This window comes from Micromonospora sp. MH33 (genome assembly GCF_003013775.1).
In the GTDB taxonomy this organism is placed as follows: domain Bacteria; phylum Actinomycetota; class Actinomycetes; order Mycobacteriales; family Micromonosporaceae; genus Micromonospora; species Micromonospora fulviviridis.
This window is the reverse complement of the sequence record NZ_MUYZ01000265.1, coordinates 1-9,711: the sequence shown is the minus strand read 5'-3', so window position 1 is coordinate 9,711 and position 9,711 is coordinate 1. Positions and strand designations below refer to the sequence as shown.

Below are 9,711 nucleotides of genomic sequence, written 5' to 3'. Positions count from 1 at the left end.
CCGGTCGCCGACGAGCGGCCCACGGCCGCCTGGCAGCCGGTCACCGACGATCCGGCGGAGGACACCGGCCGGCACCGGCAGCGCCGCCGGCTGCCCCGTCCCCTCCTGATCGGTGGGGCCGCCGCCGCGGCCACGCTCGTGGTGAGCCTCGGCGTAGGTGCCGTGCTGCTGCCCAGCGGTGACCAGCGGACCGAGCGGACCGCCGCCGACGGCCCGGTGGCCGCCGCCCCGCTCGCATCCGACGGCACCGAGGCGGGCGCCGCCGACGCGCTCGCACCGGAGTCGACCAGCCCCAGCGCCGCGCCGACCAGCGCCAGGCCGAGCCCGACGAAGAAGCCGACCCCGAAGCCGAGCCGGACCACCGCGCCGTCCCGGCAACTGCAGCGGAGCACCGCGCCGAGCAGCACGGGCGCCACGACGACCTCGGCCAAGGGGATCACCGCCGAGCTGCGCGAGGTCGTCGACCTGGTCAACCAGGAGCGGGCCAAGGCCGGCTGCAAGGCGCTGACCGTCAACGACAAGCTGATGCTCGCCGCCCAGCGGCACAGCCAGGACCAGGCCGACCACAAGACCATGTCGCACGACGGCAGCGATGGCAGCGACGTGGGCGACCGGCTCGACCGGGTCGGCTACGCCTGGCGGTCGTACGGCGAGAACGTGGCCTGGAACCAGCAGAGCCCGGCCGCGGTGATGGATGCCTGGATGAACTCCCCGGGTCACCGGGCGAACATCCTGAACTGCTCGTTCACCCAGATCGGCGTGGGCGTGGCGCGGAGCAACGGGCCGTACTGGACGCAGGACTTCGGCACCCCGCGCTGAGCGGCGCGTCGTGACCGGGTCCGCGCTCGTTGACCGGGTGAGGTACGCCGGGGACGCCTGAGCGGTGCCGGCCCTGTCGCCGGCGCACCAGGGCCACCGGAGACGTACCGGCAGGGGGCGGTTGCCGCCCGCGACCCGGGAGCTGTCCATGCGGATCCGGCCGGCGTGGGCCATGCTGCCCCGGCCGGTCCGCGTCCGCCGACGTGGGCCGCGCCGGGGCGTTGCGGTGGTGCTGACGGCGCTGCTGCTCGCCCCGGCGCCGGCCTGCCGGGAGCCGCTCGTCCCGCCCGGGGCGCCCACCCCGTGGCCGGTCGCGCAGGCCCGGCACTGGCAGTGGCAGTGGCAGCTCACCGGCCCCGTGGACGTCACCGTCGACGCCGACGTCTTCCTGCTCGACGCGGTGCGGACCACCTCCGGCGAGACCGGCGCGCTGCGCGCCCGCCACCGCCGCCTGGTCTGCCAGGTAACGGTCGGCACGTACGCGGCCACCGACCCGGACGCGAGCCGCTTCCCGGCGGCGGTACGCGGGACGGCGGTGCCCGGCCGGCCGGGCAGCCGGTGGCTGGACGTCCGCCGGTGGGACTCGCTGGAGCCGGTGCTGGCCGACCGGTTCCGGCTCTGCCGGGGCAAGGGTTTCGGCGCGGTGGCGCTCGACGACGCCGACGGCTACCTGCACCGCTCCGGCTTCCCGCTCTCCTTCGACGACCAGTTGCTGTTCAACCGGCGGCTGGCCGCGCTGGCCCGGCGGCTGGAGCTCTCCCCCGGGCTGGTCGACGACCTGCCGCAGGTGGCGGCGCTGGCCCCCGACTTCGACTTCGCGGTGAACCAGGAGTGCGTCCGCCGGGGCGGGTGCGACAAGCTGCTCCCCTTCGCCGACGCGCACAAGCCGGTCTTCCACGTCGAGTTCACCGGCGACCCGGCCGACTTCTGCGTCACCACGGTCGGCTACGGCTTCGCCTCGATCCTCAAGGACCGCAAACTCGACGCCTGGCGCGAACCCTGCGTGCTGCCCTGAGCTGGCGTCGCACGATCACACAGCCCCGCACCGGAGTCCTGATCAGATCGAACGACGTGCGATGCGTGGCTGCCGCTGTGGCCGGAGGTGCCTCTCCTTGTGCTGCCGGACCATCTCGTCCCACACCTCCTGTGGAAAGTCGGGGTCCGGCGGTATCCACCTGTGCGAGTTGTCGGAGTAGTGGAACTTCTCGTCGCCCGGCTTGATCACGCTCACGGCAACCATCCGAGGAAACGACGATGGAGCGGGCCGGCCGGAGCCCAGCTCATGTCCTGAGTGGCGGACACCAGGTGCGAGGCCATGCAGAGGGAGAGGGACACCGGGGCGCCGTCGTAGTCGGCGAGGAGTTGCTGGCGGCGCGTGGGACAGGGCCAGGGCAGACTGCACCCCGCGCAGGTCCAGATCGGCTGTACAGGCCCGTGATCAGTCATGGGACCACGCAGGTCTTTCGCGGCATACGACCACGATGCCGGTCAGCCGACCGGTTAGTCAACTGGCAATATCCAATAGACTAGCAGTCATCTACCTACTTTCATGCCATGGAGCGAGGGCCGGGGCAGCTCATGGGGCCCTACGAGATCGCCCAGCGCCTTGGCGTGTCGCGGCAGCGGTTTCAGCAGCTCGCCAGGTATCCCACCTTCCCGAAGCCGTACCAGGAACTGCGCGGCATGAAGGTGTGGCTGGCCGACGACGTCGAGCGCTGGATCAAGGAGCACCGCCAGCCCCGCCCCACCGAGGACGACGCACCGGCCTGACAAGCGCCGTCGAACTGCACCCCCCGTCATCCACACACGTACGGCGGCCAGGTCGCTACGCTTCGCCGGTGACGAATGATGCCGGTCTCGCTCTGGGTATCGAGGCCGCTCGCCGGTTGGCCCACCTGGGCCTGGTGGACATCGAGCCGGGGCTCACCGACGCCGAGTTCGTCAGCGTCGAACGGCGGTTCGGCTTCGAGTTCGCCGACGACCACCGGGCCTTCCTCGCGGCCGGGCTGCCGGTCTGGACACCCGGCCACGACGACCACCCCGACAAGGCCAGTTGGGGCTGGCCGAACTGGCGCCAGCTCGACTCCACCATCCTGCACGAGCAGGTCGACTGGCCGCTCACCACCGCGCTCGACAACATCCAGCACGGCGAGTGGCCACCCGGGTGGCGCCGTCGCCCGCATGACCTCGTCGCGCGCATGGCCAAGGCGAGGCGCCTTCTCGCCGACGTCCCCCGGATGGTTCCCGTGTACGCCCACCGCTACCTGCCGGCCGGCCGCGGCACCTCCGGGCACCCCGTGCTCTCCATCCACCGACTGACCGACACCATCGTGCTCGGCAAAGACCTCGCCCACTACATCGATCAGGAGTTCCGGGAGCCCAGGGTGACCGTCACCTTCTGGCGTGACTACGTGTGAGAGGTGCGGGTCGAGGCTGCCCCTGCTTTCGGGTCGCCTTCGACAGACCGACGTCAGGTGACGATCTGAGTCGTGCCGGGCACGGGAGCCGGCGGCAGCCGGAGCAGCGGGGTGCGCGTACCCCCTGGGAAGCGACACCGCCCCCGGTCTGGACGGGCGGGGGCGGTGCCGGGGGGAGCGGCGGTCGTCAGCCGGGGGCGCCACCGGTGACCGGGGCCGGGGCGCCGGCGCCGCGCTGGGACGGGATGCCGGCGTGTTCGGCGCTGAGCGGGGTGGCCAGTTCCTCCAGGGACTTGCCCTCGGCCTTGACGCCGAGGGTCAGCTCCACGAGGCCGCCGATGATCATCACGGCGGCGCCGATGACGAAGGCGACCACGGTGTCGCCGACCTTGCCGGTGCCGACCAGCTTGGCGAAGAGCAGCGGGCCGGTGATGCCACCGGCGGCGGTGCCGATCGCGTAGAAGAACGCGATGGCCATGGCCCGGGTCTCCATCGGGAAGATCTCGCTGACCGTCAGGTACGCGGCACTGGCGCCGGCGGAGGCGAAGAAGAGCACCGCGCACCAGCAGGCCGTCATGGTCACCGCGTCGAGCACGCCCGAGTGGAACAGCCAGGCGGTGCCGAGCAGCAGCACGCCCGAGCCGATGTACGAGCCGGCGATCATCGGCACCCGGCCGACGGTGTCGAAGAGCCGGCCCAGCAGCAGCGGGCCGAGCAGGTTGCCGACCGCGATCACGGCGAAGTAGTAGCCGCTGTTGCCCGGCGGGACGTCGAAGAAGGTCTGCAGGATCTGGGCGAAGCCGAAGGTGATCGCGTTGTAGAGGAACGCCTGCCCGATGAAGAGCGAGAAGCCGAGGGTGGCGCGCTTCGGGTAGCGGGCGAACAGGGTCTTCGCGATCTCCAGGAAGTTGGTGCTCTTCCGCTGCTTGATCTCGATGTAGTTGTCCGCCTCGGCGAGGTCCCTGCCGGTCTCCCGCTTCACCTCGGCCTCGACCGAGTCGACCAGATGGTTCGCCTCGTCGGCCCGGCCGTGGATGAACAACCACCGTGGGCTCTCCGGGACGTGCCGCCGGACCAGCAGGATCACCACGCCGAGCACCGCGCCCAGGCCGAAGGCGACCCGCCAGCCGAGGTTGGTCGGCAGGCCGTGGAGCAGCGGCACGGTGAGCAGCGCGCCGAGCGCCGCGCCGAGCCAGAAGGTGCCGTTGATGATGATGTCGATCCGGCCGCGGTGCCGCGCCGGGATCAGCTCGTCGATCGCCGAGTTGATGGCCGCGTACTCACCGCCGATGCCCATGCCGGTGAGGAACCGGAACAGGAAGAACCACCAGGTGTCGAAGGAGAGCGCGGTCAGCGCGGTCGCCACCAGGTAGAGCCCGAGGGTCAGCAGGAACAGCTTCTTGCGCCCGAACCGGTCGGTGAGCCAGCCGAAGAAGAGCGCGCCGGTGCAGGCGCCCGCCACGTAGAGCGCGGCGGCCAGGCCGGTGACCTGGCTCTGGGTGATGCTCAGGCCGCTGCCCGGCTCGGCCAGCTTGCCGGAGAGGTTGCCGACGATGGTCACCTCGAGGCCGTCGAGGATCCAGACCGTGCCGAGACCGATCACGATCATCCAGTGCCAGCGGGACCACGGCAGCCGGTCCAGGCGGGCCGGGACGTTGGTCCGTACGGTGCCGGTCCGCACGTCGGTGCTCATGACGCGCTCCGGAGGGCTGCGAAGGCCGGGGCGCGACGGGCCGCCGGCGTGAGCTGTTCGTCCATGGCGGCCCAGATGCCCCGCCGTCGCGGCCGTTAATCCTGCGGTGACACCCCCGTCACACGGGGAAGGGCGGACCGACCGGCCCGCCCTCCCCCGTGCCCGAGGTCAGCGCGCGCCGACCAGCTCCGGTGCCGGCGCGGGCGGCTCGGCCGGCGGGGTCGCCGCCCGGCCGCGCAGGAACCGCGGCGCCCACCAGTTCGCGTCGCCCAGCAGGGTCATCAGCGACGGCAGCACCACCGCCCGGATGATCGTGGCGTCCAGCAGGATGGCCGCGGCCAGCCCGATGCCGAGCTGCTTGAAGTCGATGGTGCTCAGCGTCGCGAAGATCGAGAAGACCCCGACCATGACGATCGCCGCGCTGGTCACCACGCCCGCCGAGGAGGTGATCCCGTACGCCACCGCGTCCTTGTTCGACATCCCCTGGCGGATCCCCTCCCGGATCCGGCTGACCACGAACACGTGGTAGTCCATGGAGAGCCCGAACAGCACCACGAAGAGGAACATCGGCAGCCAGGTGACGATCGCGTCCATCGAGGTGAAGCCGAGCAGCCCTTCCGCCCAGGTGCCCTGGAAGACCAGCACCAGTAGGCCGTACGCGGCCCCGGCGGAGAGCAGGTTCAGCAGGATCGAGGTGAGCGCCACCACCACCGACCGGAACGTCCAGGCCATCACGAGGAAGGTCAGCGCCAGCACGAAGGCCGCGACCAGGGGCAGCTTCGCCCAGATGTGGTCCGCGTAGTCCTCGCTGGCCGCCACGCCGCCGCCGACCGCGTACTCGACGCCCGGGATGCCGTCGAGGGCGGCCGGGACCAGGTCCTGGCGCAGCTCGTGCAGCGACCGGGACGCCTCGTCGGTGCGGCTGGCGTACGGCGTGGCGACCTCCAGCACCGACACCCGCCGGTCCGCCGAAACCTTGACCTTCGGGCCGTCCCCCTCGGCCGGCGCGAAGAGCGGGTCGGCGGCGGCCCGGTCGGCCAGCCCGGTCAGCGCGGCCTTCACCCGGTCGGCCTGCTCGGCCGGGGCTTTCACCGCCACGGTGTGGCTGGTGCCGTTGCTCGGGAAGGCCGCGGTGAGCCGGTCGTACGCCTGCATGGCCGCCGTGGTGCGGGGCACGTCCTCCATGCCGGGGAACTTCAGCTTCATGCCCAGCGCCGGGGCGGCCAGGGCGAGCAGGAGCCCGACCGAGACCACCAGGGTGGCCAGCGGGGCGCGCAGCGCGGGCTTCAGCACGGCCGGCCAGAACCGGGGCCGGGCGGCCTGGCCGTGCCGCCCGACGCGCGGGGCGGTGAGCCGCCACAGCAGCGGCACCCGGGGCCGGTCGACCCAGCGGCCCAGCTTGGCCAGGAGCGCCGGCAGCACGGTCAGCGAGCCGATCACCGCGACCGCGACCACCAGGATCGAGCCGACGGCGAGCGACGAAAGATGGCGTCCTGGGCGAGCAGCAGCCCGGCCATCGAGATGATCACGGCGGTGCCGGAGACCACCACGGCGTGCCCGGAGGTCTCCGCCGCGATCTCCACGGCGTCGAGCCCGGAGCGGCCCTTGGCCCGCTCCTCGCGTTCCCGCCGGACGTAGAAGAGCGAGTAGTCCACGCCGACCGCCATGCCGATCAGCAGGATCACGCTGGCCGTGGTGTCGGTGGCCGGCACCAGGTGCGAGGCGAGGGTGGAGAGCCCCATGGCCGCGGCCACCGAGGAGAGCGCGAGCAGCACCGGCACGCCGGCCGCGATCAGCGCGCCGAACGCGATGATCAGGATGGCCAGGGTGACCGGCAGGCTGAGCAGTTCGGCCCGCTTGAAGTCCTTGCCGAGGGTGTCGTCGAGCGCCTGGCCGATCGACGGGCCGCCGACCTGCTCGACCCGCAGCGCCGGGTGGGCCTCCTGGACCTTCGCGGTGGTGTCGCGCAGCGGCTGCACCCGGTCCGAGGCGGTCTCCGGGTCGCCCGCCATGGTGATCGGCACGAGCATCGCGTTGCCGTCCCGGGACGGCATCGGCGCGCCCACCGAGGTCACCCCGTCGACCTGCCGCAGCCGGGCCGTCGCGTCGTCGGCGGCGGCCTTCGCGGCGGCCGGGTCGAGCGTGCCCGCGCGGGGAGTGATGAGCACGTTCTCGGTGGCCGGCTCGTGGAAGCCGCCGCTGTCGACGATCAGCTGGGCCCGCCCGAACTCACCGATCGCCTGGTCGTCGTCGGTCGCCTCGTTCAGCCCGGCGGCGTTGCCACCCACGAAGCACACCGCCACGAACACCACCCAGAGCGCGATGGCCCGCCACGGGTGCTCCGCACTCCACCGTGCCAGCCGCACGGTCACCGGTCGCCTGCCCATACCTGGGAACCCCCTCCAGACGTCGGCCCCGTGCCGACGCCTGCTGACGCTAGGGAGTGGACCGGGCCCGGACATCGGGGAACGGCCCCCGCTCGTCCCCCATCCGTCCGGCTCCGGCCGGGCGGCCGGAACCGGGTCGGCCAACCGGACAGAACAGGATTTTCAGGGTACGACCGGGGGACCCGCCGGGCGGCGGCCGGCGCGGCACACCGGCGCAACCCCGAGCCGGCTCGGGGTCATCCCCGGAGGCCGCCCCGGGGGCGCGGCTGGCAGCGCGGGCAACTGTAGGACGAACGGTTCATGAACGCCTCGCGCCGGATCGGCGTACCGCACCGGGGGCAGGGCTCGCCCTCCCGGCCGTACGCGTTCAGCGACCGGTCGAAGTAGCCGCTCTCGCCGTTGACGTTCACGTACAGCTCGTCGAAGCTGGTGCCGCCCTGCTTGATCGCCTCGCCGAGCACGTCCCGGACGTGGCCGAGCAGCCGGCCGGCCGCCGGGCCGGTCAGCGCGTCGGTCGGCCGGGTGCCGTGCAGCTTCGCCCGCCAGAGCGCCTCGTCGGCGTAGATGTTGCCGACGCCGGAGATCAGGGTCTGGTCGAGCAGCGCCCGCTTCACCTCGGTCCGCCGCTTGCGCAGCGCGGCCACGAAGCCGGCGTCGGAGAACTCCGGGTCCATCGGGTCCCGGGCGATGTGGGCGATCTCGGCCGGCAGCTCGGCCCCGCCCTCGGAGACCGACAGCCCGCCGAACGTGCGCTGGTCGACGAACCGCAGCTCCGGCCCGTCGTCGGCGAACCGGAACCGGACGCGCAGGTGCAGCTCGTCGGCCGCGCCGACCGGCTGGAGCAGCAGCTGGCCGGACATGCCGAGGTGGCCGATGAGGGCGTCCCCGCTGTCCAGCGGCAGCCACAGGTACTTGCCCCGGCGTCGGACGTCGGTGATCGTCCGGCCGGTCAGCACGTCGGCGAAGTGCTCGCCGCCCGGCTCGTGCCGGCGGACCGCCCGGGGGTGGCGCACCTCGACGGCGCTGATCCGCCGGCCGATGACCCACTGGGCCAGCCCCTGCCGGACCGTCTCGACCTCGGGCAGCTCAGGCACGGCCCGCCCCGGCTTCGGCCGCATCGGCCGCGGACGCGCTGCCGGCGTCGTCCGCGACCCCGTCGGCGGCGGCCTTCGCGGCGGCCTCCGCCTCGGCCTGCTCGGTCAGCATGCGCCAGGCCGACTCGGCGGCCCGCTGCTCGGCCTCCTTCTTGCTGCGCCCCTCCGCGCCGCCGTACCGGTTGCCGGCCACCACCACCCAGGCCGTGAAGGTCTTCAGGTGGTCCGGGCCGGTGCCCTCGATCCGGTACTCGGGGACCCCGAGCCCCAGCGCGGCGGTCAGCTCCTGGAGGCTGGTCTTCCAGTCGAGCGCCGCGCCCCGGCCGGCCGACTCGGCCATCAGCGGGTCGAACAGCCGGTGGATCACGAGGGCCGCGGTGTCCAGGCCGTACTGGAGGTAGATCGCGCCGAGCAGCGCCTCCAGGGTGTCGGCCAGGATGCTGGCCTTGTCCCGGCCGCCGGTGGCCTCCTCGCCCTTGCCGAGCAGCAGGTACGCGCCCAGCCCGTCCGGGCCGAGGCCGCGCGCCACGTCGGCGAGGGCACGCATGTTGACCACGCTGGCCCGCAACTTGGCGAGCTGCCCCTCGGGCAGGTCCGGGTGGTTGTGGAACAGCGCCGTGGTGATCACCACGCCGAGGACCGAGTCGCCGAGGAACTCCAGTCGCTCGTTGGTGGGCAGGCCCCCGTTCTCGTACGCGTAGGAGCGGTGGGTCAGTGCGCGCTCCAGCAGTTCCGGGTCGAGCGACACCCCGAAGGCCGCCTCCAGGTGGCCGACGGGTGCACGCCGCCGCTTGTCGTTGGTCATGGCGCTACCTCGGTGTCGTTGCGGTCAGGTGCGGAATCGTGCGGAACGTCGTCGAGCAGGGTCGAGACGGTGTCGGTGGCGCCCCGGCGCCACAGGTGGGCGGCGAGGGCGATGCCGGAGGCGACGTCGTCGGGCCGGGCCGCGCCGTGGCAGACCACCACGGTGCCGGCCACCCCGAGCAGGGCCGCCGCGCGGGGCGCGCCGCCGCTCGTCGGAGGCCCGCCGGCCATCGCGTACGCGCCTTCGATGGCCTTGAGCAGCACGTTGCCGGTGAAGCCGTCGGTCACCACCACGTCGGCGCGGGCGCCGAGGCAGACCTCGTAACCCTCGACGAGGCCGATGTAGCGGGCGCCGCAGGGCAGCGGCACGGCGGCGAGGGCGGGGTCGGCGGAGCGGCGGAGCCGGTCGCCCTTGCCCGCCTCGACGCCGACGGAGAGCAGCCCGACCCGGGGCGCGGCGACGGCGTGGGCCACGGCCGCGTAGGCGGCGCCGGGCA

General features: G+C 73.1%; 8 protein-coding genes and 2 pseudogenes. 4 read left to right on the top strand and 6 right to left on the bottom strand.

Annotation, left to right across the window (positions count from 1 at the left end; genetic code table 11):
* On the top strand, nt 1-819 hold an 819-nt coding region (locus B0E53_RS28455), incomplete at its 5' end, for a CAP domain-containing protein (RefSeq protein ID WP_107078829.1).
* A gap of 148 nt (nt 820-967) precedes the next feature.
* Nucleotides 968-1,834, top strand: coding sequence for an endo alpha-1,4 polygalactosaminidase (locus tag B0E53_RS28450; protein ID WP_107078828.1), 867 nt, complete (start codon nt 968-970; stop codon nt 1,832-1,834).
* Nucleotides 1,835-1,876: 42 nt separating this feature from the next.
* On the opposite strand, the gene B0E53_RS37960 is transcribed toward B0E53_RS28450, so the two are convergent.
* On the bottom strand, nt 1,877-2,050 hold the full coding sequence (locus tag B0E53_RS37960; protein WP_168215431.1) for a hypothetical protein: 174 nt from the start codon (nt 2,048-2,050) through the stop codon (nt 1,877-1,879).
* Between the two features lie 323 nt (nt 2,051-2,373).
* Here B0E53_RS37960 and B0E53_RS28440 point away from each other — a divergent pair, with 323 nt between their 5' ends.
* Complete coding sequence (locus B0E53_RS28440; protein ID WP_210406250.1) at nt 2,374-2,589, top strand: hypothetical protein; 216 nt, start codon at nt 2,374-2,376, stop codon at nt 2,587-2,589.
* A 68-nt stretch (nt 2,590-2,657) separates the two neighbouring features.
* The gene (locus B0E53_RS28435; RefSeq protein ID WP_246835646.1) at nt 2,658-3,236 is read left to right on the top strand and encodes a hypothetical protein; all 579 of its coding nucleotides are present in this window, start codon (nt 2,658-2,660) and stop codon (nt 3,234-3,236) included.
* 187 nt (nt 3,237-3,423) lie between these two features.
* On the opposite strand, the gene B0E53_RS28430 is transcribed toward B0E53_RS28435, so the two are convergent.
* The 5 genes and pseudogenes from B0E53_RS28430 to B0E53_RS28410 all read right to left on the bottom strand — a co-directional run.
* Nucleotides 3,424-4,929 carry an MFS transporter gene (locus tag B0E53_RS28430; protein WP_107078825.1) on the bottom strand — a complete coding sequence of 502 codons (1,506 nt, stop codon included), beginning with the start codon at nt 4,927-4,929 and terminating at the stop codon, nt 3,424-3,426.
* Nucleotides 4,930-5,097: 168 nt separating this feature from the next.
* Nucleotides 5,098-7,316 (bottom strand): annotated as a pseudogene (locus B0E53_RS28425) (MMPL family transporter).
* Between the two features lie 236 nt (nt 7,317-7,552).
* Nucleotides 7,553-8,410: a bifunctional DNA-formamidopyrimidine glycosylase/DNA-(apurinic or apyrimidinic site) lyase gene (mutM, locus tag B0E53_RS28420; protein WP_107078830.1), complete on the bottom strand. Its 858-nt coding sequence runs from the start codon at nt 8,408-8,410 to the stop codon at nt 7,553-7,555.
* Nucleotides 8,403-9,215 carry a ribonuclease III gene (rnc, locus tag B0E53_RS28415; RefSeq protein WP_107078824.1) on the bottom strand — a complete coding sequence of 271 codons (813 nt, stop codon included), beginning with the start codon at nt 9,213-9,215 and terminating at the stop codon, nt 8,403-8,405. Before rnc ends, mutM begins: the two co-directional genes overlap by 8 nt.
* Nucleotides 9,212-9,711: pseudogene (locus tag B0E53_RS28410) on the bottom strand (phosphate acyltransferase PlsX); the annotation flags it as partial. The gene rnc and the pseudogene B0E53_RS28410, both read right to left, overlap by 4 nt.

Excerpts from the sequence above, each read along its gene's own strand:
- B0E53_RS28450 (WP_107078828.1), top strand. The coding sequence starts at position 968 with ATGCGGATCCGGCCGGCGTGGGCCATGCTGCCCCGGCCGGTCCGCGTC.
- B0E53_RS28440 (WP_210406250.1), top strand. The coding sequence starts at position 2,374 with ATGGAGCGAGGGCCGGGGCAGCTCATGGGGCCCTACGAGATCGCCCAG.
- rnc (WP_107078824.1), bottom strand. The coding sequence starts at position 9,215 with ATGACCAACGACAAGCGGCGGCGTGCACCCGTCGGCCACCTGGAGGCG.
- B0E53_RS28430 (WP_107078825.1), bottom strand. The coding sequence starts at position 4,929 with ATGAGCACCGACGTGCGGACCGGCACCGTACGGACCAACGTCCCGGCC.